This is a genomic window from Dyadobacter sp. 22481 (assembly GCF_052044875.1).
Lineage (GTDB): Bacteria > Bacteroidota > Bacteroidia > Cytophagales > Spirosomataceae > Dyadobacter > Dyadobacter endophyticus.
Genome location: NZ_JBQENV010000003.1, coordinates 1,421,626 through 1,446,514 on the forward strand (window position 1 = coordinate 1,421,626; position 24,889 = coordinate 1,446,514).

Below are 24,889 nucleotides of genomic sequence, written 5' to 3' on the forward strand. Positions count from 1 at the left end.
GCGCGGACAAAAAGGAGAAACGGGATACTAAGTCGAAGGACGAATAGATGACGTGCGTTTCCGTCAAGCAAACAACTCAAAATGATATGGCCGGCCAGCACTAAGTCTGGCTAGCTCTTTGACCGATTGCTATTTTATGGCTGCGACGCCCTTTACCGCACTCGGAAACCGCTCAAACACACGCGAGTCGTGCCCCGGCAAAATGTATTTGGGATCGCCGACGAGCGTTTTCATTCGCCTGATAGCATCCACGTAGCCTTTCGGGTCATGCGTACCGCCGGGAGAAGGCGGGGCGAGGTGATCCAGGCTGTAATAAATCCAGATGTTGTCGGATGCTATGATGACATTCTCCTTTCCATTGTTGACCAGCACATATTGAGAGTCATAAGTGTGCTTTGAACCCGTAAAAACCTTGATACCGGGCAATATCTCTTTGTTGTCTCCATCGATAAGATTGAGCTTGCCTACCAGATTCAACTCCACCACCGAGCGAACATCCTCCTTTGCAAGGCCTCCTTTGTTTCCATCCTTTTGCCATGCAGTACCCACGAAACCCTGGAAATCGAGCCGCTGCATCCATACCTGGGCATTGGGAAACAGGCCTAATCCTCCTATGTGGTCCCAATGCGGATGAGAAATGATCATGTCGGTAATGTCCCCGGCTTTTAAACCCACTTTCAGCAATGCCGAATCTGGCCGGATATAACCTGCAATTTTGAAAAATGCTTCTTCCTTCACTTTCTCAGGAAGAAACCCCGCATCTACCAGCACATTTTTGCCATTGCTTCCTTTCAGTACCCAAAACATGAAGCTGATCGGCACCGGTACATCCTTGGGTGCCCCGTCGGCCCACTCTCCTTCATAAAACGGCTGGTCGGTTCCCGCAAATTTTATTGCAAAAACCTCGTATGCATTGTTCTGCTGGGCGTTTGCTGAAAACGCGATACAGAAAAGAAACCATAGCATAGCGATGCGGGCGGGCCTGATGCCTAGCGATTGTCTGTAAATTCGAAGCATAGGTTTGAGATAAAAATGTTTAGGTAAAAAACAGCGGATACTTGATCAGGCCGCTTATATCTGAAAACTTGAAGAAGACGAATATAAGGACTTCCAAGAGGAGAAATGGCAGCCGGGAGCACTTTCGGAACGGTAGTTGATGTGGTTTTAACTTATAAACAATCCATAAATGAAATCGATTCTCCTCTATTCTTTCCTTTTGTTCTCCGCAATTCAGGCATCTGCGCAGGCAAAACGAGAGATTTTCTTTGCTGATGTAACCATATATGTTGAGGGAAGCAAGTATTACCTTACCGGATCAAAAGGAGGAAGCGACGGGCCGCAAGGCTTTGCTTTCTTGGAATCCAAGGATCTGAAAACATGGGCAGTACCTGCAAAATCACAAGATTCGTTGGGTACTATTTTAACCAAAGGCGACCACACCTTCGGCACCAAGGGCTTCTGGGCTCCACAAATATTCAAAGATAAGGGCACCTATTACATTACCTACACAGCCGATGAACAAACGGTATTGGCGGAGTCGAAATCGTTATTGGGCCCGTACAGGCAAAGAGAAATCGGGCCTATTGATGGGTCCGAGAAAAATATCGACTCATATGTTTTCAAGGATACAGATGGCAAGTATTACCTCTACTGTGTACGCTTTGATAAAGGCAATTATTTGTATGTAGCAGAGTTCGACATGAATACGGGAAAGATAAAACCTCAGACCCTTAAAAGATGTTTCGAACGAACAGAACCCTGGGAATCAACGCCTAACTACAAATCAGGCCCCATTATGGAGGGCCCGACCGTGACAAAATTGAAAAATAAATATTACCTGTTTTATTCGGCCAACCATTTCCAAAACATCGATTACGCTATTGGCTACGCCGTCGCCGATTCACCCTACGGGCCCTGGGTAAAATATAAGAATAACCCTATCATTCACCGCTCGATAGTTGGCGAGAACGGTTCCGGGCATGGTGACCTGTTTGAGGGGCTGGACAAGCAATTGTATTATGTATACCACATTCACAACTCCCCCAACAAGGTGGGCCCGCGCAGGACGCGCATAGTACCGGTAGTAAAGCATTGGGACGAGCGGGCCGGTGTTTATACTTTCAGTGTAAAAGGGAATGAGGTAATTGTGCCCGTATTGGCTGGCGAATAGGGAATCTACTTATGGGCCTTCTCCATGTCGAGTAGCCATTGCTTGCGCCATATTCCGCCACCGTAACCGGTTAGGCTGCCATCCGCGCCAACGACCCTGTGACAGGGTACAAGAATTGATATTTTGTTCATGCCATTGGCATTAGCTACCGCTCGAATTGCATTCGGGCTTGTAATCATCGCCGCCTGCTGCTGATAGCTCCGGGTTTCACCGTACGGTACAGTCTGCAATGCTTGCCAGACCTTGTTTTGAAAGTCAGAACCCACTTTATGAATGGGGACAGAAAATTCCTTCCTTGTCCCGGCAAAATACTCCCCAAGCTCTTTTTTCAGCAATGCGAAGTGCTCATTTTCGCCCTGAACGATAATGGCATTCATGGATTTTGAAAGAAAACGGAACTCGGTTTCCAGCATTTTCCTGTCCGTGAACTCCAATAGGCACAAACCCTCCTTTGTTGCGCAGGCAAACATGGTGCCCAAAGGTGTTTCGAGCCTTGTCAGGTCTATCACTTGCCGTGTTTTCCCCCCTAACGGCGAAAACCCGAAAATGCTCTTAAACGAGTCTCCGAAGCCGCTAAGGGAATTGAAACCGGAGTCAAAAGCCGCTGCTGTAACTGATTGGCCCTGCTGAATGTGTTTGAACGCGGAATTAATTCGGTACATTCTTTGGTATGCCTGAAAAGTCATCTGATGATTCTTCAGAAACCAGCGCCGGACCGAATGCGGTTCAAGCCCGAGGACACGCAGATCAGCGTCTTTAAATTTGAGGGATGGATCGTCGGTCAGCTTGTCCAAAAGCGAGCGGATAACTTCCGGCGTCTGATGTGCGTGTTCCAACGGTCTGCAAACCTTGCAAGGCCGGTACCCTTTCTGAAATGCCTCCTTTGCAGAAAAGACAAATTCGACATTTTCAATTTTAGGTTTTCGGGCGGTGCAGGTTGGGCGGCAAAAAATACCGGTTGTTTTTACGGCTGTAAAGAAAACACCTTCAAATTGGCTATCCTTTTCTATAATAGCCTGATACATCCTTTCTTTTGAAAGATTCATAGGTCCGATTTTGATTTGATAGCCAAAATTAGGACAGCTATAACAGGCCGACAACCGGAAAATTAACAAGTATTTTTTTGGCAACAACAGTGCTTTGCTGGCTATTTAGAGGATTACCATGATGTCCGGGTTGGGCCGGTCTCTTTTATCGAGATATTCCCAAGACACAATATCTTCTTCCGGGTAAATGTTGCCGGTATCCTCGGGTCCTTCGTCTCCAATGGCTTCCACAAATGCTTTCGAAGCCTTTTTATAGGTGCCTTCACGAGGAACGCCGTTCATATCTGTAAACAAAACCTGTGATTGGTCTTCCGGGAGCTTTCTGTCTTTCATTATTGTCGCATTTTGTAATAAAAAAAGGCATTTCTGCCCTCTTTTACTGCATTACCTCAAATTTTATGCCTGCATGCCGGATTAATGACCCAACACAATGCCAAGTGTCAGTTCTAGCCTGGCCAGGCTTTCATATTCTTCTTTTTCAAGCTTTACGGTTTCCTTCCGTCCACCACTTTCTACATTTACCTTGGTAATGGTCCCACTCAGCAGCGAAAGGTTCAGGTATAATTTCGAACCATGGCTCATCCTCATCCCGTAACCGACTTCCAATCCCACCCCCGCCGTACCACCGGTAATGCCGACGGGAGCTCCGTTGGCGCTCACCTGATCTTTATAGGCCTGGTAGCCGATATTCCCTCCCATATATACTTCGCTTCCGGTCCTGAGAATAAACCTGTTCAGCCCGGACACTGCGAAGTAATTGAGATTGACCTTGTCTTCGAAACCGGTAGTTTTATACTGATAATGGCTATGATTGTACTTCACACCTAGTCCGAACGGCTCCGAAATGAAGTAATGGATATCCCCTCCCAACGTGTAGCCCGATTTCATTTTATTGATGTAGCTCCTGGCGCCCGAGGGAACCTGGTCGCTGGTACGAGCGATACGCCGCGAATAACCTCCCTGAAATCGGTACTGCCAGCGGCTGAATGTTGGTTTTGAAACGATTTCGACGGGAGTATCATAGAAGTCGGTACGTTTACTGGCGATGCTGCTGGCGGCCATCAGGGTTTTGGCAGGCACACCGAGTTTTTTGTAAGTAAAATACACATAGCCACCCTGCTCGCGCGTGATTTTGCACGGAATAGAATCCCCGGCAGTGGTTACAATAAGATCCTGGGCATACATGGCCCCGGCCCCGACCAGGCTGATCAGGAATGTTAAAAGAATGTTTTTCATCGGAAGGGCTTATTTACGTTTTTTGCCAATATATTCGATCTTGCCCGTCCGGCGATCAACCAGATCAAGGGTTGGGCGGCCTACTACCACGCCCATTCCGACACCGCAGCGTATGTAATAGGTGCGGCCTTTTTTAATGTCGATGGGTATCGACGCTTTCGACTCGGTTTTAGCCCAAAGTTCCTGCGCGCCCTCCTTCCGTATTTCGATTTTCTGGCGGAATTTATTCGTGACACGGCATATTATCGAATCACCCAGACTCAGATTGTAGCTGACCAACGCCCCGGCACCGCCGTTACGGTAAACATAGAGAATAGCATGATCGATCAGCGAATCGGCTTCCGTTTCGACTTGTTTCAGTGCGGCAATCTGGTCCGTGTTGATCCTCAGAACCTCCGCGGTGATGCGGTGACAGGAACTCATAAAGTCCGGAGTTTTATGCTCGATGACCCGCACTGCATTACCGCCCGACTTTCTGGCCTCTTCTTTGGCTTTTTCCAGCACCACGGTATAGCTGCAATTGGTTGTCATGCCTGCATCACCAACCTTCACCGTCCCCAGCACTTCTGCCAGGCCCACACCGGTAGAGTCATTCGGCAGCACCCAAACCTCTTCCCTGAAATCGAGCGGCTCGTACTTTTGAGAAATTTTTGTTTTGATTTTCGGGGCACAGCCCGCAATGAGCAATAAACCGAACAGCGAAGTGATCGTAAACTTTTGAAACATAAATACTGACAGTAAATAGAGGGGAATAGAGATACATCGGTTACTTAGAGCCAAATCTAATTCAAACCGTTGCACTTAACCCATATCAACTATCAGAAACTTTAGAATTTTTTTGCAAACCGGATAAAATTCCCCCAATCGTAGGCTGTCATATTATGCTCGCCTTCCCGGTTATGGTAGCCGAAGTGCGGACCGATAGTGGGCTTATCGATCCCGGGCGGGTCTTTGGGTAATTCCGACTTGATCCCATACAAGGCATACACCGGTTCGGCGGCTTTCAATGCCAGAAATGTACCCCTGGGGTCGGCCCAAAGGTCTTTGGAAGCATTAGTCGCATACACTGGCCGCGGCGCGATGAGTGCGATGAGCATATGCTGGTCCACAGGCAGGGCATTTTCCTTGTCGTTATATTTCTTGTAATTATTGTTAAACCAATGCGGGAAGGTCGTATTGATACGGCTGATCCGCTCGCCGAACTGACGCCGGGCAAGGGCCGCACCCGTATTTCCTGAGCAGTTGGTGACGCAAGCGGCAAAGCGCCGGTCCTGCGCGGCCGCCCACAAAGACGTTTTTCCTCCCCGCGAATGTCCTACTACAATGACCTTTTTGGCATCTATATCCTTGTCCGTCTCAAAATAATCCATCACGCGGCTCGCACCCCACGCCCACGCCCCGATGGCCTTCATGCCATTGTCCATTTTCAATTGCTCGGGATAGAGTTTTTGCAAAACGCCCGTCATATAGGTATCCTTATTATCAGGCGCAAGATCGCTCACATGGAACGCCGCGATCGCAAAGCCACTGTCGATCACCATTTCAGCAGGCCAGAACTCGCTCTTTTTCACCCTTGTCGGGTCGGTATTCTCTTTTCCCCGGTTATTGATCAGCAAAAAAACCGGTACCGGCTTCTTCACCTGCGTGGGCACGAAAAGCACAACATTAATCTGTACTGAATTCTTTTTTTTGAAAACCGTGACCCCCACCTGTTTCAAAACCGCTTTCCCGTCCATGACCGGGCGGTCGTCTTCCGTCAATGCGTAGCGGATACTGTCGTAACCGGTCGGCATTTTCCCGTAAATGTGGTCTTCGAAAAGCCTTAGCACTTCCGGCCTTCTCGATTTCTCCCATTTTTCGTCACTACGGATTTTCTTTCCCGAAGTGGTTTTCAGTACATCGGGCAGCGTGTAATGCGGAACTTTCGCCTCGTCGTAGTTCTGGGCAAATACCGGACAGGAAATTAGCAGGAGACAGAAAAGTGCTATTTGTTTCATGAAAAGTAATTGGGGTATTCATTTCAAAATAAAACGCGCAAATAACTGGTATTTACTGACAAAGCGCATATTAATCGGCTTTCCGAATATTTTTTTCCTAAACCACCCAACCTCCCGGCCACCCATTGTAGTTTATTTTATTGGAAGCGCTTCTCCTGATTTATTATTCTAATAATTTAAACACTGATGGTCATGAGAACAGAAAAATGGCTGGTATTGTGCATTGCATTGCTGCTGATCCAGCTGGTCGCCTGCGAACGGGGAAAAATGGAAGAGAATGCGCCGGTGCCGGTTTCGGCGAGGACGGGGACGGATAGTACCGATACGGCAGGAACCGTGAAGCCGTATATCGTACTCGACAATCCCGACACGATCCGTGCCAGGCAGCCTGCTACATTTAAATTTGTCGGCGGGAAAAAACAGAAAGTAGTGTGGCGTACCGTTCCGTTCGAATTTGTGCTAAACAACCACGGAACCAGCGCCGTTGTAACGTTTCAAAACCCGGGCAATTACCGTGTACTGGCGGTCGATAGCCTCGGTACCGACACAGCGTACCTGGATGTGGTCGTCAAAGGGAGCATCAATACCATCCCGAACTACGATCAGGCGATCCAGGAAGGCGACCAGCTCTACCTGACACCGACATCCAATCCCGACACGGCCAATTTCCTGGGAATCAGAATAGCCACTGCCAAACAGTACGAATGCAGCAATAGCTACCTGCAAATCCACTGGCCCGAACCAGGCAACGGCCTTACTGTGGATGTAAAAGGTGTGGTCGCAGGAAATCGGTGCGATTCAGGCAAAACCACGGCGAAAGCTTTCCTTACTGCGGGCTATATCAATGTAGAAAATTACACGAAGAACTTCGAAATCCGTTTCCAGAACAAAACTTACAGGGGCTCGTTTAAGAAAACCGGTAAACATTTCGAATTTACGTGGCCTTACGACAGTGGCGTGGTGTTCACAACCAAAACGTTATAAAGTTTCTCATTGAAATAAACCAGCCTGACCGGCCCGCATAATGCCGGTCAGGCATTTCAATACAATTTGGATTCATTAAACCAGATATTGGCGGGTTGCAGGCGGCGGGAGCGCCAGAGTCAGGAAAAATTGTACCGGCAATTTTACCCTGTCCTGTTTGCGCTTTGTAAAAACTTTTTTGAGGACAAACACGACATCATAACGGCGATCAACAACGGTATGCTGAAAGTGTTCGCGAACATCGATCAGTACGACGCGGCAAAGGGTGAGTTTTTCAGCTGGATGTACACCACCGTCCGCAATGCCGCCCTCACCCTGCTCCGCGACCGGAAGACACAGGCATTCGACTACGTGGAAATTGAGGATAGCATGGGCTTTGAATCCCAGGAAAACCCGTTTGAACAACTCTCGGCGAACGACATCCACGTGTACCTCATGCAATTGCCCGTTGCCACACGCCGGATTTGTAGTTTGTATTATATGGATGGATTCCCGGTGAAAGAGATAGCGAGCTCGCTGGCCATCAGCGAAGGCACCGTCAAGTGGCATTTAAGCGAGAGCAGGAACCGGCTGAAAGTAATTTTCGAAAACCTCCTCTGATGAAAAGGAACGACAAACATATCAACAAATTTCTCAACGAGCCGTTGCCGGACCCCGAAATCCCGGCGGACGATGCGTGGGCAAGTATGAGCGATATGCTGGCGACCGGTCCAGTCGAGGGAGCTAACGATCAAAGCCAGCTTTCGAATGTCTGGAAAGCGATAGCCAGGTTCAAAGGATTGCTTATTGGTGCTTCGGTCGTAGTCACATCCGCGGTAGTTGCATTGATTGTCTTAAATGCGGAAACAAAAAATCAAAAACACACTGAAAATCAATCCATTAATTCCAACATTCATGACTCTGCGTCAGATCATACGGATTTAAAAACAAATGCTTTGAAACCCGGCACGGAACATACCGGCATTAGCACAACCAGTCCATCCGAGACATCGCCGTCCGAAGCACTAACTTCCGAAACACCGTCGTCCCAAAAAATACCGTCTACGACTACATCGCCCGAAACTATTCCGTCAAAAATTACCCACGCGCCAGGAGCCGTCGGAGCAGCGGGTCGGGATGCTTCAAATGTTGCCCCTGAGAATCCCGCCATTTCCGGAAATCGGCGCATTGAAGACAAAAGCAAACGTTCGGTAACCCCTCCGGCCAGTTCTCCCCGCATGCGTACGGGTGCCGCACAAGCCCGCACCACGCGCCCGCGAGATACAAGCGTCGCAGCGGGCGTACGCGAGGACCAGCAGGACGCATTTCCCGGCCGTGCTGCCCACGAAAACAGAAATGAACCCGGCGCATTCTCCGGCCGCGTTACCCGGGAAACCGAAAATAGCGTATTTCCCGGCCATATTACCAGACAAAACAGCACCGCCCCTCCGGCAAACAAACTGAGCTCCGGACAGGCAGTGCAAGAAACTATTCCATCTTTTAGCCTTGAAAAAAATACCCCTGCGGCACCTGCACAAATATCGCTCAACAACCTGGCATCGCTTTCCGGCCGTTTTGAGAGCAAGTACAATGGGCTGGGCAGGCTTGTGAAAAAGCCTGTTTTTCCAAATACGCCGCAACCACCGGTCAAATCCCGCAGTTCGATATGGCAGGACGTCCATTTCGGGCCCGAATGGAACATTAACCGATCTATTGTTTCGACGAACTACATGCTCACCGGCGCCGACAGTATCAAGCATCCGCTCCGACTGGCGGTCCCAAGTGTTTTTGTCTCAAAAAGCTGGAACAAGCACACCGCGACTTTTATATTTAACCCGATGCATTCCTATTTTGGCGATAAACAGGTAGTCGCCCAACGGGTAGATACATTGCGTATCACAGATTCGACCTTCAACCCGGTTTACCGTAATACCAATTTCATCAAGGCATTGGGAATAAACTTTTCCCTTCAATATCAATATCAGGCAACCTACGGGCTTGCTTTGGTAGGTGGAATGTCCTATGCCAGGTACACGGCCGCATTGCTACGAAAAGAAATCGAGTTCCAGGGGAATGTCTCTCCCGAAGCGCATTTAACGGTCAAAGGCCGGGATGCGCTGCAATCGTACATTCGCCCGCAACAATGGAACATCCGTGCCGGGATACTATTCCGGTCACGGACGGTATTCAAGGGTCGGTTGCAGGCCGGCATTACGTTCATTATCCCCGTATCAAACCTGTCTGCGAATGACCTCGAAAGTGTTAAATCTACCAATGTTCAGGGTTCGATCAGGTTTCTGCTTAAATAGCCAAGCTCAGGCTGCCCCTTTCAGCTTCGCTACCGGCATATCCGGGTCATATTTCCCGAAAATCACCGGGACTTGACCTTTATCTTCCGGTCCGCTTTTAGGAAGCGACGCCAGGTGCAGGTACAGGTAGTCAAATGCCTCTTTGATCGTCACCAACTCGTCCTTATTCTTGTCAGCGCCGCCTTGCAGGCCGTCCACCAGAAACTTCGTAAAGTATCCATGCCCAATGCTGACATTCTCGCTGGAATACTGATACGATCTCGCCGCCATCAGCACTACCAGACCCGACTCTTCGTCTTCAAACGACCGCACCGATACCGGCACCGGTTTCATTTCCACAACTTCCCGTGCCCGGTTTTTCATACTGCCCGACATGCACGCGTCTGCAAAACACAGCCTTGTTTTCGCACGGCATTTCCTGAAAACCTCCTTCACCTCTTTATGTTTAAGGCTGGTATTCATGTTGCGCATATCGATATCGTAAGTCGCGAAGAAGCCATTGGCACCGTGACCGGCGAAGTAAAAGATAACGCGGTCGTCGGGGCCGGATTTTGCAAAAAACACCTCCATTTGATTGATAATCTGCAACTTACTTGCCTGATTATCGATAAGCAGTGCGATATTTTCGGCCGGCACCGACCCTCCCGCAGGGCTTCTGAGAAAATCATAGAATATACGCGCGTCGTCGTCGCAATACCGTAGGTCGTTGAGCTGGGCCTGTACACCGCTCTGCGGATCGGAGCCATTGAGGTAGTCGGAGATTCCGACAACAACGGCGTAGGTATTGCCTTCATTTCCCGAGAAATCGGCGCCTTTCAGCCATTTGTACCCGTAGAATATCCCGGCGGCAACGGCTATGAAAATCAGGATGTTGGTTATATTTTTCATTGTAGTAAAGGTCAAAAATATTCGATTTGGTTTAGATGCAATCATCTCCTTGACGCTTCTTTGAAAAGCTCGGTACCCACTTTTTCCCAGAATGTCCCGGCATTGGTTTTAGGGCGTTGCTGTTTCGGTTTGGCAACGGGCTGATAGGGGCTCGATGCGTGCGCAAATGCTTCGTTAGAGCGGCCACGGTTGAGATTATTCAAAGCCTGTTGGGCATTGCGGTTGCCCTGGCCGGCCGACAGGCCGTAATAATATTTGGCGCGGGCTTCGTTCACAGGCATCCCGAGCCCCATCTGGTACATTTTGCCAAGCTCAAATTGCGAGTAGCTCGAATTGCCCGCTACCGCTTTTTCAAACCAGTTTTTGGCCAGAGCGTAATCCTTGGTAACACCGTAGCCGCCTTCTTCATAAATGTATCCCAGGTAATCGGCAGCGCCGGTGAGCTGCTTTTTATCATAAGCTTCTTTGAAATACTCCGCAGCAGTTTCGAAGTTTTTAAGCGTTCCTTTGCCCCAGAAATGGAGATAGCCGATATTGTATTTCGCCCATTCAAAATCACCGCCTCTTTCATAGAAATCCATTGCTTTCTCATAATCCTGCACCGCCCCTCCCCGGCCATTCTGGTAAAATATGCCCAGGATGTTGTTGGTAGTGTCGTCCATCGCGAACGTACCGGCGTATTTGTCAAGTATTTGAAACATCTGCTGGTAAGTGTTCGCAGAATCGGCCGCAAGGATGTTCGAATAGTTTGTAGACTTCGCCCAAGCCAGCTCTTTACGGGCAGTAGAGCGCCATAAAAAAAAATACACCAGGCCCATTCCGACCATCACCGCCGCAGCTGCGATCATTCCTTTTTTTGAAAGTATCCTCGGTATTTTGAATCCCGTTTTCTGTTTCAGCTTGATGCTGCATTCGCCGATCTGGTACCGTGCGTGCATATGTGCCGGGTCGAGCCGGAGAATTTCTTCATACAACCCAATCGCATCGCGTAAAGTCTGTTCTTTTTCAAAACCTGTTTTCGATGCGGCGAGCTGCACGAGGTGATCGGCGCGCACCGTCAGCTCCCTGGTATTGGCGAAAGGCTCGTCAAGCCGGATCGTGCCTTCGTCGTTGACGGGTCTTTTCTCCTGAGGCTGGATGGAAGGGCTGCCCAGGATCTCGAGCAATTCCTCGGCACGCTGCACGCGTTTCGCATTATCGGGCACGAGGCATTTCTTGATCATGGTCCTGAACGGCTCCGGCACCTGGCTGATCTTATCAGAAACCTTGCCTTTTACAATCAGCTTGCTCACTTCCAGATTCCAGCTTTCCTGGCTCATCGAGCGCGAAGCATCGAACGGCAAATCGCCTGCGAACATCTGGTAAGCGATGATGCCCACCGCCCACAAGTCCACATTATGCCTGATCTCGCGGTTTTGGATTTGTTCGGGGGCAGCATAGGCGATGGAGAGCCCGATCGACGAATTTTCTACCGAGCGCGTATTGGTGTCGGCGAGCTTGCTCAATCCGAAATCGGTCAGTTTGGGCACCCAGCGATCGCCCTGCCGGTCCATGAGCACATTCTGCGGCTTCATATCACGGTGGATAATGTGGTGTTTGTGCAAATGTCCCACGCCTTTGAGGATGCCTTCGAGAATCTGGTGTTTTTGGGGAACGGTTAATGCGTATTTCTTCAAAACATCGGCCAGATTGCCTTCCTGATAAAAGGTAAGGACCGCGAAATCGTAACGGACAGGCATAAACTGGAACCGGTAGCAATTGCCGTAGCGCGCCACATTCTCATGCGAATCGAGCTCGTCGACGATTTGTTTCTCGTAAAGCAAATTAAATTTCTCATGCTTCACCTCAGCCACTTTAATAGCCACAAACCGTTTCTGCACCGAATCGAAGGCTTTATAAACCGAGCCGAAACCTCCTGCGCCGAGCATTGCCTTCTGGTCCTGGGTATCGAACTCGTATCGTTTTAAAAATTCGTCGTAAGTCATGATCGTAGGGTTTTGAAGTTCATTTGCCCTTTGTCGGAGGTTCCGGCAGGAGGTCACCGCATTTTTTTATCTTTTTTTGAATGTCCTTTTTGTTTCCCCTGCTTGACCGATTTCGATGGTTTCACCGGGTGCAATACAATCACCGAATCCTTGGCGACGGCCACCTGCACAGGCTTGGGTTTTACCGGCTCGGGCGTGCGGTGGTGCCAGAAGTACCAGCCCGACGAGAACATGAGCACCGCGAAAACGATCCACACGTTCGTGCCGAAGGGTTTTCGTGCAGAATCCTTTTTCCCAACCGTTTTTTGAGCCATTGCTTCGGAAGGCAGCAACTCCACCATCGGCATTTCCACCGATTGGATCGGCACGAGGTAGGCGGTAAAATTATCGTTACTAAATTGCTCGCAAAGCTTCCGCACCTGCTCCATTTTGGCATGATCCGACGTGGGTGCCGAAAGGACTTCCAGCAATGCATGCTCATCTAAACTTTCGAGAATACCGTCCGAGCAAAGAAAGAAATAGTCGCCCGCTGCGAGGTCTGTAATGTGGTGGATATCGGCTTGGGTACCCGGGTCGCCACCTTGCAACGCACGCATGATCACGTTCCTGCGGGGGTGCGTGCGGGCCTGTTCCTCGGTGATCACGCCCGCTTTTACAAGGTCGTTCACATAACTATGGTCACGCGTGCACCAGAGCACCTTTCCATTTCGCACGTGATACACGCGGCTGTCTCCAATGTGCGCTACTGTGGCCCCGCGCTCGTGCAGGTGCAGGAACGTGAGCGTAGTCGCCATTCCCTGCGAACCGGGATTTTCTCTACCATATCTTTCCATTTCCGCCTGGGCAAATGCGATGGCATTGTGGACCGCGGTATCATCGCTCACCGTAATGCGGTGGCGCTGATAATAAGTTGAAAGGGAGCGACAAGCGAGATCACTCGCGATTTCACCCTTTTCGCTGCCTCCTACCCCGTCGCAAACCATAAACAATGTATCGGCGGTAGTAGCCGCCCCGGGCGGGGGGAAAAGGTTGTCTTCATTATTGGCCCGTTTGCCCAGTCCATGAACCGGAACGGGCTGATTTATCTGGATTTTCATAGCGTCGTCAGAAAAGTACTGTTTTGGCAAAATCAGTATTAGCCACGGTTTCGGCGGCCTTGTGAGCAGTTCCGGCAGCGGCGGCGGTCTTCAATGCCACTTTGGTTTTACCCAATTGCATAATGACCCCATCGACCAGTTCGACGGTCGTGCCGCGTTTGAGTGGATAGGTATCGATGAATGTAGGATTGGTACAATCGGGATGTTCGGAAACCCAGTATTTGTACACCCCTTCCTTACTTTTCACAACCTCGATCACCAGATGCCGCCGGCTCATATACCGATCCTGCGATTGGATCATCACTTCGCAAGGCTTACTCTCCGAAAACCGGCCCACAATCTGCAAGCCGGGTTTCAGGGGAAGCGTTTGTGATTCGGTGTATTCATCGTGGACGATCACCCAGCCTACCTCGGCGGGCTCGAAAATGAGGGTAGCCTCTTCAAATGCCGGGCGCTCCGCCGCAGGCAGTTCAATGCGGATGGGCGACTGGCAGCGAACGCAGGAAATCACGGGGTTCTGCGGCGACAATGCCTTTTCATTGACCCTCAGCCTAGCCTGGCACGATGGACAAACAACGATCATAGTTGTTGCGGTTAAATGTGGCTATTACGCGATGTCTTCCGGGTTCACCCACTCGTCCAGCCCGTCGAAATCACTGTCGTAATCCTCCTGGGTGTACACAATGTCGTATTCGTCGGTGTCCATGCTCACGCTGTCCTCTTCGGCGACCACGGTCGAATCTGTTGCAGTGGAATCAGTAGTTGAGTCGGTCGCTACGGATGGGTCTGTTACTTCCTCCACCGCAGGCTCCACCTCGTAGTCATAGCTCACCATGGAGCCTTCGGCAGGCAGTTCGGCAAAACCGAACGCATTATCCAGCCACATATCCTGGAAAATCTCCTTCATTTCCTGCGGTAATGCAGCATACTCGTTGGGATGGCAGGTGTGATACAACTCTCCTTTCCATTCAAAAAGCTGCGCCGGGCCGGCTTTCTCGCGCGACCATGCGAAAGCCTCGTTGAAACTCATATCATCCGGCGCATTCACAATGCTGAGGTGGTCGGGTATGAGAAACACATTGGGCTGGCCGGCGGGGATCGAATCCTGTACCGGATTGTTTTCCGCAACGACCGTATCGGCAGGGGCAGTGGATTCGGTACTGTCCGACTTCGCTTCATCATCGCCAGCCGGAACGCCGCCCGGCGTGGTTTCATCCTTTTTAGAATCGTCGCCCGTATGCACGTCGCCCGTATGCACGTCGCCCGCATACGCGTCGTACGCGATCGCGCCCATACCCGCGGCAGCGCCCGCGGCGATGGCTGTACCGGCTTTGCCTTTTGATTTTTTAGGGGTAACGGTTGCTTCCCGCAACAGCTCGCTGTCTTCTTCGATAATCTGGGTTTGCTCTGACATGGTCGTAGATTTTAGAAGTTTTCATTCATTTGAACCTTTATCGGAGCCGCTTTCAGAAGGTCACCGATTTTTTTGAAAAAAATTCTAAAACCATCTTGCTTTGCATTTCGGGCACTTTTTGAGGTGCTCGCAATCGTTCCATGTCAGCCAGTCGTAGTCGCGGAGCGGTTGTTGGCAGGCCGGGCATACCCACAGGCGGCGTATATCTTCCTTCCATTTCACACGCCGGTTTTCCAACCCGTAATGTCTGTTCATCAACAAAATGATCACCCGCCCGATGTACGGAATGGCGAGCATCACGTCGATCTTTTTCTGAATGTCGATCATCGCCACGCGCTCGTCTTCAAGCTTTTGCCAGACCGGGCGCATTTCTCCAAACTCGAAGGTGTAATCGTCGGGCTGCTTGTCGAAGCGGAATATCTTGCTGGCCTCAAAAGGCATTTTGCCCAGCAGAATGCTGCTGCGCGGGGTAAACTGCGTCTTCCGGATGCGAACGCCGTCCACAAATGTGCCGTTCGACGAGTTGTTGTCTTCCAGAATCCCCGAATGGTCGGGGCCGAGGGTTGCCAGGGCGTGGTAGCCGCTCACGCTCGGATGGTCCACCACAATATCATTATCCGGCTTGCGGCCAATGCGTAATTTCTGCGGACTCATGGTAGAAATGGGCTATAATGTTCTCAGGGCTGGGTCAATGGCGTGATCTGCTCCGTTTTGCGGATGGGGTAACTGTTATTTCCGATATGGAGGCGGTATTGCTTCGTGTCCACATCGTACGCGATGCTGATCTTCTGCTGCTTTTCAGTCAGCTTGTCGGAGTATATTTCAAGAATGTCGTTGAAGCGGTAATGTGAGCGGTATTCCCTGCTTCTGATGATCGTAGCGTCGATCAGCTGCTTGTCTTGCAAAACAGGCTTGAAATCAACGGTTTTCCAGCTTAGCAAAGGCACGCGGAACACCTCGTTGCGTTCGTCCACGCGGATTTCCTGGTTACCAGTTGCAATATTACCCGCCGGGTTTATGTTATTCCAAACAGTCCACACGCCAATGATCAGGATCGCAACAGAAGCTGCAATGGCTGAATATGACCAGTTGCTCCATTGCAGTTTACGCAGAATGCCTTTTTTCTTCTTCGAACTGCTTTCGTCCGCAGCGATCGGTAGGGCATCCAATTCATGATGAAATGTTGTGAACATTCGGCGGAGGTCTTCTTTTTCTGCCTGGCTGCTGATGAGGTTTCGTACGGCTTCCTGCGCTTCCATTTCGAACCGAAAATCGGGATTGGCGGCCATTTCTGCTTCGAATGCGATCTTTTCCTCAGGCGTCAGCATGTCGTCGAGGTAGCGGTCAATGCGTTCGGTTTTGTCTTCGTTTTCCATGGGGTCAGCTGTAATGTTGTTTCAGCACATTTTTTCCCAGAAACCGCGCTTTGTCCATACACTTGTTCTTCTGGCTTTTGGCAGAATTTTCATCCGCAAAACCAAGCTTCGAAGCGATCTGCGTCATCGTCAGCTTTTCGTAGTAAAAGGCTTTCAGCAGCAGCATGCATTTTTCACCTATTTGTGCCAGCACTTTTTCAAGCGCGGGCAGGTAGGGTGTGCTGTCGTCCTCCTCTTCAATCACCGCCGTTTCCAGGTCCTCGTCGAAACCCGTCTGCATTTGTTTTCCCTTCTGCCGCAGCCGGTCGATCCACTTGTAATAGCAAACCGAGTACAAATAGGTAGAAAGCCTGCTGCTCAACTGGTCCAGCCGACCACCCCTGATCTGCAAAACGACCTCCATCATACAATCCTGGTACACGTCGCGCGCGTCGTCATCGCTTCCGCTGTTTTTCAGTACCAGGTGCAGGATTTTACCAAAATTATCCTTGTAAAAAAGCCCGAGGGCCTTTTCATTGCCATTCTTGATAGCCTGGATCAATGGAAAATCCGGAGAACCGATTTCTGTTGTCATAGGTAAGTCGTGAAGAAGAGGGAAACGTCACTATTAATTTAAAATATTTTCCTTTTAATCTTCATAACAAACTGATTATAAAATCATTAGACAACAATCAGATACATCATCGGTTACAAAAAGCGAACGAGGAATGCGCGAAGCTCCGCTTCGTGCTTAATATTCGCAGGCCTCTGGCCGGTCGTGCACACGTGACCGGCCAGAGGCCTGCGAATAACGTGCGCGAACGTCTACGTTCGCGCTATCGCTTAAATCTTGACCGCGAACGAAACCCCTAGGCTGCGGCCGTCTGAGCTCCAAACCCCGGCGCCGGGGTACATCGTAGGACGTTTGGTGAAGTATTGCTTGTTGGTGATGTTGTTCATACCGAAACGCAGCTTGTAATGCTGACCGAGGTAAAGCGTCGCATTCAGGTCGAGCAGACCGTAACCCGGCACTTTGCCGATAGTACCATTTGCAGAAGGTTCCACGGTGTTCAGCGGGTTAGCGAAGTTGGAGCTTACGTAACTATATTGAGCAGTTACCGAGAGTTTTTTATATTGAAATTGAATACCGTTTCTTGAAATCCAGGTAGGAACGCCTTCCACACGATTGCCGGATACGCTTTTGTTCTCACCGCCAGACACGGCTGTTCCGCGAACGTATCTGGCATCGAAATAGGATGTGGAAGTGAAAAACGAGAGTTCTGTCTGGGCTTCGCCACCATTGTATTGCCTGAATGCTGTGTATTCAAGATAAGCCTCTACGCCGCGGGTTCTGCTGTCGCCGGTGGTGGTGCGGTACAGGTAGGCGGTCCCGTTTTCGTCCTTCATCGACACAGTGCCCATCCGGTGGTTGATCATCACCTGGAACAGCCCGATATCATATTTCAAAACATCTCTGATATTACCGCCGACACCCGCTTCCAGGTTGTAGCCCGTCGCATCTTTCAGGTTTTTGTCCACCTTTTCCAAAACCGACCCGGGAATAATGTCCTTGAAAACCACCGGGCGGTAAGCCTGCGAGAAGCCTGCATAAGCCCTGCTATGCTCCCCGATCTTGTATTGCGAGCTAAGCCCGAAGAGCGGGAAGCTGTGCCTGATGGTATTGGGCAGGTTCTGCGGATCGTAGTAAGTGATCTTGCCCGTCATGTCGGTACCGCCTTTCTCCACACGTACACCTGGCGAAACGCTCAGTCGCGGGGTAATGAAAATGAGGTTTTCTACAAAAACGGCGATGTTATCGGTGGTCAGGTACATATCGCGGCCGAACTGAGGGTCGGTTAGCGACAGGTCGAAATCACTGCCCGTCGTGCCTTTGCCCAATTGCCGGCGACGGAGCTTGTTGTGCATGTACTGAACGCCTCCCGAAACCACATGGCGGAAACCGAGGAAATCGTACTGATGCACAAGGCGCAGCTCGGAGGTGAAGCTTTTGAAATGATCAATATCCACCTGGCGCGTGCGGTAGGCATGGGTAACGCGGCTGATCGTGTCGGGAACATTGGCGAATGCATCGAACATCACGCTGTTCCGCGCGCCGTAAACGCCCGAGGTGGTCAGTTTCAATTGCGTATTCGGGTTGATTTTCCAGTCCAGGACGATCGATGGCACATAAATGTCCGGATTGAAATAGTTACGCGAGCGGGTCGACTGGCGCGGGTCTTCTTTAAACATCGCGTCGGTCAGCGGCCCCGGGATTTGGTATACATATTCCGAGCGACCCAGCTCTGCTTTGATGCGGAACGATTTGCTGAATTCGTACATCAGGCTCACATACTGCGACTCAGCGTCGGACTTCGCATTCTTCCGGTAGCCGTTGGAATGGCGCTTCTGGTAATAGGCTGAGTAGGTCAGCTTGCCCACCTTGCCGCCAATGGCATTGTAGGAGCTGAAAAGCCCGAAAGAACCTGCCGAATTAACGGTTTCGAACGTGAATGCTTTGGTCGTATCCGGGCTTTTAGTCACGTAGTTGATCATCCCGCCGAACTGCGCGCCGTATTGCAATGAGGATGTTCCCCTTACCAGCTCCACGCGCTGGATCGATTCCATAGCCGGACTGTAGTGGCTCGCGGGATAGCCGTACATGTCGGAGTTGGTGATAATGCCGTTCTGCCGGATGTTGTATTCCCAGGATCGGTGCGGGTCGAGGCCCCGGGTGGAAATATTGACCTGGTTGCCGCTGCCGTCCATATCGTACACGAATACGCCCGGGATTTTGGCAAAAATCTGCCGGCCCGTTTTCTCCGCGATATTGCCGTTCACGCCGTCGATCTGGACCACTTCGCTCTTTTTACCGGCGGTAATGTAAGTGTTATGGACGTCGGGGAGGCGTTCTGTGTGGATAGTATTCTTGCGTTCGCCTACGGTAACTTCGTTGAGGTCAAGCACTTTGTCGTAATCCTTCGTTTTGTCGGTTTGCGCCTGGGCACTTGGGAGAAGCGTGCAGAGAATGAGGATAATTAAGTAAAGTTGTTTCATTAGCGTTTGTACTTTCTGATGCCACGGCGGCGGCCAGCCGTGAAGACACCGTTGCGGCCGACCGCCAATTTAGTATTGTTCGGTACCAGGGTGGAAAGTGCGCCAGCTGTGCCAAAACTCCTGGTAGGCGTTAATGCGTTTCAGGTCATTGCCGGTGCCGGTGAGGCGTCTGCCGAGTAGGTCGTGGGAGCCGGTTTTGGTAAAAATGGTGTCGTTTCTGAATGTGAATGGCTCATTGATTGCTTTATCGAATGCGAAAAAGCTGTTGTTGTCGGCACCGAGTACCAAAGCAACGGCGGCCGGCCCTACCTGGCTGTTGATGATGCGCTCCTTTTTGAGGCGGTTCCAGTCGAATGCTTTGGCTGCGCCGCCGGCCTGAATGCCCACTACCCACGATTTTTCTTTCCACGGAAGCGTGTCGGTTTTAGTGAGTGCCGACTTCCCGCGACCAGATTCGTAGCGGCTCATGGAGTCGTATATGGCCTTATAAACCGGGTCGGGCTGCATTACCTTGCTATTTGGATGCAGTTTCAGCCATTGGCTCAATGAAGTTTGGGTACTGGCAAGCTCGGGAAGCATTTTGCCTTTCAGCGGACCGGCGATCGCCTCGCCGTTGACCTGCCGCCACCAGCTGCCGGTTTCGCCGTCTTCGAACATCGCATTGAAATGGTCCATTCCCACGAGCCTGAAAACCTCCGGTTTGCCATCGACCATTGGCTCAAAAACCCGGCCTGTACGGCATACGGTACAATAGGTTACCATGATGGGCTTCCCGCCGAGCACGTCGCGCACCTGATGATGGTAGCCGATATATTGGATCGGATAGGCCTTTGCTTCGCCATTATGCTCCACGCCGATCACCAGTCGGTCCATATCTACTTTATTAGTAGCCGCATCGTGCTGGATTACCTGCGAAGGTTGGTAAAACATCGTATCCGCAGCCATTTCGAAGTTCGTCGTGTAAGTAATGCCTGCCGCCAATAGTAGAAAAATGGCAGGCAGCCATTTCATTTTACCCGAAAAAACTGAAAACCCACCGACCACAACCATTGCCCAGAACAATATCCGTAGCGGCCAGCGCCATGTATGGAGTATATAGGCGGCATCAATGCTATTCATCTGCTGGCTGCCCGGCATGGGCATAATGAAGTAGACCTTCGCGATTTCGTAGAGGATAACACCGAGAATTCCGAGGTAAAAGAGCTTCTTCATATAGGATATTTCGAAAAAGAATCAGTGGAAGAGGCGCAGCGCGCCAAAAGAATTGTAGCAATTGTAAGAAATGGGTCCGCCAAGCGGCGAACCCGTTTGCCCAATATATTAACCTATGATAATACGCAAAACCACGTTCATTTGCTTCTGAATGTGACAAACAGCGCGACCAGGAAAGGCAGCGAGAATACCAGCAGGGCATTCCCGAAACCACCCAGCACCGTCACCAGGGAGCCAATGAAAAACACCGCCGTCGCGGTAAAGAACCGCCCGACGTTAAAACAAAAACCTGTGGCCGTGCCACGCACCGCAACCGGAAACAGCTCGGGAATGTAGCTGGACAATGCGCCCTGGCTGATCCCGAAGCAGAATGCCAGCATCGCCGTTTCGATGTAAATGATGCTGGAAAATGTGCGGTTGGTGATAAACAGCACGCCGCATAGCACTACGCAGCCAGTGAATGTGGCTATCAGTGTATTTTTCTTGCCAAACCGGTTTATCAGAATGCCGGAAAAAATACCGCCGGTGATGCCGCCCATTCCGAGGAGGATCATCAGCAACCCGCGCTCCTTCTGGCCGTCCTGCCCGCTCGCGAGCAACGACTGCGCCCACGTAGGCAACCACGAGAATATCCCCCAAAGTCCAATAAGCACCGCACCGAAAATCAGTGAGCCTTTAATGACATTAGGCCGGTTTTCAGCGTCGAAAATCCCCTCACTACCTTTCTGACCATCCCTCACTTGCTTTATACCTTTCCACCTATCCGATTCCGGCAAAAGCAGGAAGATCAGCAATGCCGCCACAACCGGGATCAATCCGATGCCGAATGCCGTCCGCCAGTCCGAAAACAGCAGGTTCAGACTGCCGGTGGTTACGATCCCGATGGGGAAGCAAACCGCCAGAATGCCGAGGATTACGGCCTTGCTACGCACATCCCATATTTCGGAAATATACACGGTCGTGATCAGCAGCACGCCGCCCACGCCCATTCCGGCTGCGAAACGAATGGCAAGCAAGGAATACCAATCGGGCACGATGGTAACGAGGCAGGTGGAAACGCCGTACAATGCGGTCACCAGCGTCAGCGATTTCTTCCGGCCGATCCGGTCGCTTACGACGCCGAACAGCAATCCGCCACACATCCATCCGTAGAGAAATATCGCGTTCACATACGCCCCTATCTCGCCCAGCTCCGCCTCACTCACCGCCGCACCTTTCAGCTCGGGAATGGCTACCGGCAGGTATACCGACATCAGCGTCGAGACAGTGCCGCTTAATGTATAGGCGACCACACAAAGCGCGAATGCAAGCCATTTCCGGCTTACGCTGGTGGATTCTACGCGGGTTATTTCCAGAGTTTCCATAGCGGTTTAGCGGAAAAGTTGGTCGAAATTCAGACTGATATAATACAACCCTCCCACAGCCGGTGAGCCGTATGCCTGTACGATGTATTTGTTGGTGATATTGGAACCACCCAGTTTTACAACCGTTTTCAGGCTGGGAATGCGATAGCTAACCTGCGCATCGAGCAAATTATAGGCATTCACGCGCCCCGGACGCATTTCGGTAAATGTGCCGTACCAATCGAATGCTTCCTGCCAGTGCCAGGCCACATTGAAACCGATGCGATCTGTCAGGCGTGAATTGCCGAAAATCACATTGGACTTCCATTTCGGTGTGTTGAATGCCGGGATATTATTCGGATCGGCCTCGCCCATGTTGAAATCGATCCAGGTCGCATTCGCCGATACTTTGTAGTTTTTAGGTAAAGAGTAGGTAAAACCGGCGCTTACACCCTGGATCGACACTTTGTCTTTGGCATTGGTATATAACTGGTACAACTGCCGTCCCGCTCCCAGCAACTGCATAGCGGCCTCCTGGTTCACCGAGCCGTCGGCAGCCAAAATATTGGATGGCGCCGCAGCTACCACCGTGTTGATAATAAAATCAGTATACCGGCTGTAATAATAGTTCACATCAAATAACAGTTGTTTCGCAATCAGCCCCTTATACCCAATCTCATAGCTTTTCACTTTCTCCGATTTGATATAAGGCACATTCGATTTCACCAGCTTGTCCTTGTTGTTCGCAACGGCCTGGGGGAACGGGACTCCTTTTTGCATATCGGCTCCGAATGCCGCCGCAAATTGTGAGAACGAAGCAATCGTCACCGAGTTGGAATAGGCATTCAAACCCACAGAATTGACGGGCGCACCGCCGAGAATGATGATCGGGCCAACATTCAGCTTGATATACTGATCGCCGATCGTCGGGTTGCGAAAGCCGGTTTGGTAAGATGCGCGGAAATGGTGGTTTTCGCTGGGGGAGAAAACGGCGGAAGCACGCGGCGTGAAACGGCCATCGAAGTTCTCGTTCTTGTCGTAACGGCCCGAAACGGTCAGTTTCAAACGGTCTTTCCAAAACGATTTCGAAGCCTGGGCAAAAACGCCGTACTCTTCGTTGGTCAGGTTTTTATCCTTGTCGTCGAAAAGCGTCCCGCCCGTGTTGAGAAAATACTTCCGGTAGTTGGCGCCGACCTGGAAATTGACCACTCTCAAAAGTGAACTGAAATCGTACATTCCTTCCACGTGATTCAGGCTGCACTGGCTGAGAATACCGGCACCTGCCAATCCGCGTGTTTTAATCAACTGGTCTTTGGCTGTATTAAATGCGTCGGAACCCGGCGCAATGCGCCCCTGATCGGCGAAGCCGCGTGCGGCGGTATGGTTCTGCTGCGCGACACCGGTAACCGCGCCATTATAAGCTGCCGCATACCTCGCAAACCAGGTCGAATCGGCTTTGTTGGGAGCGACGGTGTTGCCCGCGAGGTCTTTCACCCAGCTACGGTTGATCTGCTGGCCCAAGGCCCGGGTATTGTAGGAATTGGTGGAATACTCGTGGTTGGTATAGGCACGCACGTAGAAATTACTTCCCCGGAGTTCCAGCCTGTGCTGCACGAATTTGAAATCGTTGATCACAAACCGGTTTGAACCGGTATACTGAGCCGTTCCCTGGTTGAAGTTGCCCTGGTAAATGGCTTCCAGCTTGTCGGTGATGCGGTAATGCAGCGCACCGCTCAGTTTCAGGCTGTAAACACCATAGGTAGCGAGGTCTTTTTCCTCGTAACCCGTGCGCGACACGCGGCCGATGTTCGGCAATGTCTGCGCCACTTCGTCGCCGTAGATGTTCAACGCATTCCGGCCGGGGTTGTTGGGACCGCGATTTTCCGGGTTGGTATTCGGATCAATGTCGGTGTAATCGTTGGCATACCAGTCGGTCCCTTTCAGATAAGATGCATTTACTTTGAATGCGAGTTTGTTGTTGAAGGCTTTCGCGTAACGGATAGCCAGGTCGTAAAGCGGCTTCGCTCCAAGGCCGGTACCATCGCCGAGGTGATTGATACCAAACTTCGTCTGGGCGCTCAGTCCCTGGTATTCAAATGGATTTTTGGTGCGTGTATTGAGCATTCCGTTGAATGCGATTGGGCCGTACAATGCGGAGGCTGCGCCGGGAATCAGTTCCGCACTTTCGACATCGATATCGTGCGGCCCGAAAAGATTGCCCATCGCAAACCCAAGGCCGGACGGCTGGTTATCAACTCCATCCACGAGTTGCAAAAAGCGGCTGTTGCCCGTTGTATTGAACCCGCGGGTGTTGATTTGCTTGTAAGTCAGGCTGCTCGTTACCATATCGAGCGATTTCAGGTTTACCAAACCATCATAAAAATTGGCGGATGGCGTCTGCTGAATTGCGCGGGAATCCATTTTTTCGATGCTCACCGGCGACCGCAAAATGCTCTCTTCTACCCGTGAAGCCGTTACCACCACCTGGTTCAGCTCTTCGATGGACGGTACCAGGTTGATCCGCAACGCTTCCGAAGAAGCCACTTCTTTTTCCTGCCTCGCATAGCCCACGAGCGAGATGATCAATGTAGCGGGGATATTGGTTTTTAATTCAAAATAACCCTCAGTATTGGTAACGGCACCGGTATTCTTGCCCTTGACAGAAACCGAAACGCCCGAAACCGGCTTTTGCGACTCATTGTCAAAGATATGGCCCGAAATTTTCGTGTTCTGCGCTTCCACAATCTGCGCGGCGGCGCCCGGCGTGAAGCACAAAGCACTGATGATGTATAGAAGAGGTAAAATTCTTTTCATAGGTTC

Annotated in this window: 22 protein-coding genes; 4 read left to right on the forward strand and 18 right to left on the reverse strand. The window is 50.8% G+C overall.

Annotated elements, in window-relative coordinates; translation table 11 throughout:
* Positions 1 to 129 precede the first annotated feature (129 nt).
* Positions 130 to 1,017 (reverse strand): N-acyl homoserine lactonase family protein, encoded by an 888-nt coding sequence (locus tag ACTJJJ_RS24685; protein WP_440703311.1) that lies wholly within the window; start codon positions 1,015 to 1,017, stop codon positions 130 to 132.
* A 169-nt stretch (positions 1,018 to 1,186) separates the two neighbouring features.
* Here ACTJJJ_RS24685 and ACTJJJ_RS24690 point away from each other — a divergent pair, with 169 nt between their 5' ends.
* Positions 1,187 to 2,170, forward strand: a complete 984-nt coding sequence (locus ACTJJJ_RS24690) for a glycoside hydrolase family 43 protein (protein ID WP_440703312.1) — start codon at positions 1,187 to 1,189, stop codon at positions 2,168 to 2,170.
* Between the two features lie 5 nt (positions 2,171 to 2,175).
* Here ACTJJJ_RS24690 and ACTJJJ_RS24695 read toward each other — a convergent pair whose 3' ends face one another.
* The 5 genes from ACTJJJ_RS24695 to ACTJJJ_RS24715 all read right to left on the reverse strand — a co-directional run bounded on the left by ACTJJJ_RS24695 (position 2,176) and on the right by ACTJJJ_RS24715 (position 6,449).
* Positions 2,176 to 3,216 (reverse strand): bifunctional transcriptional activator/DNA repair enzyme AdaA, encoded by a 1,041-nt coding sequence (locus tag ACTJJJ_RS24695; RefSeq protein WP_440703313.1) that lies wholly within the window; start codon positions 3,214 to 3,216, stop codon positions 2,176 to 2,178.
* A gap of 105 nt (positions 3,217 to 3,321) precedes the next feature.
* Entirely contained in the window at positions 3,322 to 3,549 is a 228-nt protein-coding gene (locus tag ACTJJJ_RS24700; RefSeq protein WP_188936649.1) for a hypothetical protein, read from the reverse strand.
* 81 nt (positions 3,550 to 3,630) lie between these two features.
* A complete protein-coding gene (locus ACTJJJ_RS24705) occupies positions 3,631 to 4,452 on the reverse strand; it encodes a hypothetical protein (protein ID WP_440703314.1) in 822 nt (273 codons plus the stop codon).
* Between the two features lie 9 nt (positions 4,453 to 4,461).
* Positions 4,462 to 5,178 carry a hypothetical protein gene (locus ACTJJJ_RS24710; protein WP_188936654.1) on the reverse strand — a complete coding sequence of 239 codons (717 nt, stop codon included), beginning with the start codon at positions 5,176 to 5,178 and terminating at the stop codon, positions 4,462 to 4,464.
* Between the two features lie 101 nt (positions 5,179 to 5,279).
* Positions 5,280 to 6,449 carry a glucuronyl esterase domain-containing protein gene (locus ACTJJJ_RS24715; RefSeq protein WP_440703315.1) on the reverse strand — a complete coding sequence of 390 codons (1,170 nt, stop codon included), beginning with the start codon at positions 6,447 to 6,449 and terminating at the stop codon, positions 5,280 to 5,282.
* Positions 6,450 to 6,641: 192 nt separating this feature from the next.
* Between ACTJJJ_RS24715 and ACTJJJ_RS24720 the strand changes: the two genes are divergently transcribed.
* The 3 genes from ACTJJJ_RS24720 (at position 6,642) to ACTJJJ_RS24730 (ending at position 9,721) form a co-directional block, all read left to right on the forward strand.
* On the forward strand, positions 6,642 to 7,433 hold the full coding sequence (locus tag ACTJJJ_RS24720) for a hypothetical protein (RefSeq protein WP_440703316.1): 792 nt from the start codon (positions 6,642 to 6,644) through the stop codon (positions 7,431 to 7,433).
* Between the two features lie 66 nt (positions 7,434 to 7,499).
* Positions 7,500 to 8,033: an RNA polymerase sigma factor gene (locus tag ACTJJJ_RS24725; RefSeq protein ID WP_188936660.1), complete on the forward strand. Its 534-nt coding sequence runs from the start codon at positions 7,500 to 7,502 to the stop codon at positions 8,031 to 8,033.
* A complete protein-coding gene (locus ACTJJJ_RS24730) occupies positions 8,033 to 9,721 on the forward strand; it encodes a hypothetical protein (RefSeq protein ID WP_440703317.1) in 1,689 nt (562 codons plus the stop codon). Before ACTJJJ_RS24725 ends, ACTJJJ_RS24730 begins: the two co-directional genes overlap by 1 nt.
* A 6-nt stretch (positions 9,722 to 9,727) precedes the next feature.
* Here ACTJJJ_RS24730 and ACTJJJ_RS24735 read toward each other — a convergent pair whose 3' ends face one another.
* The 12 genes from ACTJJJ_RS24735 to ACTJJJ_RS24790 all read right to left on the reverse strand — a co-directional run bounded on the left by ACTJJJ_RS24735 (position 9,728) and on the right by ACTJJJ_RS24790 (position 24,883).
* Entirely contained in the window at positions 9,728 to 10,609 is an 882-nt protein-coding gene (locus ACTJJJ_RS24735; protein WP_440703318.1) for a caspase family protein, read from the reverse strand.
* A 41-nt stretch (positions 10,610 to 10,650) separates the two neighbouring features.
* Positions 10,651 to 12,594: a serine/threonine-protein kinase gene (locus tag ACTJJJ_RS24740; protein ID WP_440703319.1), complete on the reverse strand. Its 1,944-nt coding sequence runs from the start codon at positions 12,592 to 12,594 to the stop codon at positions 10,651 to 10,653.
* A 53-nt stretch (positions 12,595 to 12,647) separates the two neighbouring features.
* A complete protein-coding gene (locus tag ACTJJJ_RS24745; RefSeq protein ID WP_440703320.1) occupies positions 12,648 to 13,691 on the reverse strand; it encodes a PP2C family protein-serine/threonine phosphatase in 1,044 nt (347 codons plus the stop codon).
* Between the two features lie 7 nt (positions 13,692 to 13,698).
* Positions 13,699 to 14,274 (reverse strand): FHA domain-containing protein, encoded by a 576-nt coding sequence (locus ACTJJJ_RS24750; RefSeq protein WP_440703321.1) that lies wholly within the window; start codon positions 14,272 to 14,274, stop codon positions 13,699 to 13,701.
* 24 nt (positions 14,275 to 14,298) lie between these two features.
* Complete coding sequence (locus tag ACTJJJ_RS24755) at positions 14,299 to 15,105, reverse strand: hypothetical protein (protein ID WP_440703322.1); 807 nt, start codon at positions 15,103 to 15,105, stop codon at positions 14,299 to 14,301.
* Between the two features lie 84 nt (positions 15,106 to 15,189).
* On the reverse strand, positions 15,190 to 15,759 hold the full coding sequence (locus ACTJJJ_RS24760; RefSeq protein ID WP_440703323.1) for an FHA domain-containing protein: 570 nt from the start codon (positions 15,757 to 15,759) through the stop codon (positions 15,190 to 15,192).
* A 23-nt stretch (positions 15,760 to 15,782) separates the two neighbouring features.
* Entirely contained in the window at positions 15,783 to 16,481 is a 699-nt protein-coding gene (locus ACTJJJ_RS24765) for an anti-sigma factor family protein (RefSeq protein WP_440703324.1), read from the reverse strand.
* 4 nt (positions 16,482 to 16,485) lie between these two features.
* Positions 16,486 to 17,055, reverse strand: a complete 570-nt coding sequence (locus tag ACTJJJ_RS24770; protein WP_188936686.1) for an RNA polymerase sigma factor — start codon at positions 17,053 to 17,055, stop codon at positions 16,486 to 16,488.
* Positions 17,056 to 17,303: 248 nt separating this feature from the next.
* Positions 17,304 to 19,514 (reverse strand): TonB-dependent receptor family protein, encoded by a 2,211-nt coding sequence (locus ACTJJJ_RS24775; RefSeq protein ID WP_440703325.1) that lies wholly within the window; start codon positions 19,512 to 19,514, stop codon positions 17,304 to 17,306.
* A 69-nt stretch (positions 19,515 to 19,583) separates the two neighbouring features.
* Entirely contained in the window at positions 19,584 to 20,726 is a 1,143-nt protein-coding gene (locus ACTJJJ_RS24780; RefSeq protein WP_440703326.1) for a DUF3179 domain-containing (seleno)protein, read from the reverse strand.
* A gap of 137 nt (positions 20,727 to 20,863) precedes the next feature.
* Positions 20,864 to 22,090: an MFS transporter gene (locus ACTJJJ_RS24785; protein WP_440703327.1), complete on the reverse strand. Its 1,227-nt coding sequence runs from the start codon at positions 22,088 to 22,090 to the stop codon at positions 20,864 to 20,866.
* A 6-nt stretch (positions 22,091 to 22,096) separates the two neighbouring features.
* Positions 22,097 to 24,883, reverse strand: a complete 2,787-nt coding sequence (locus tag ACTJJJ_RS24790) for a TonB-dependent receptor (protein ID WP_440703328.1) — start codon at positions 24,881 to 24,883, stop codon at positions 22,097 to 22,099.
* Positions 24,884 to 24,889: the final 6 nt, after the last annotated feature.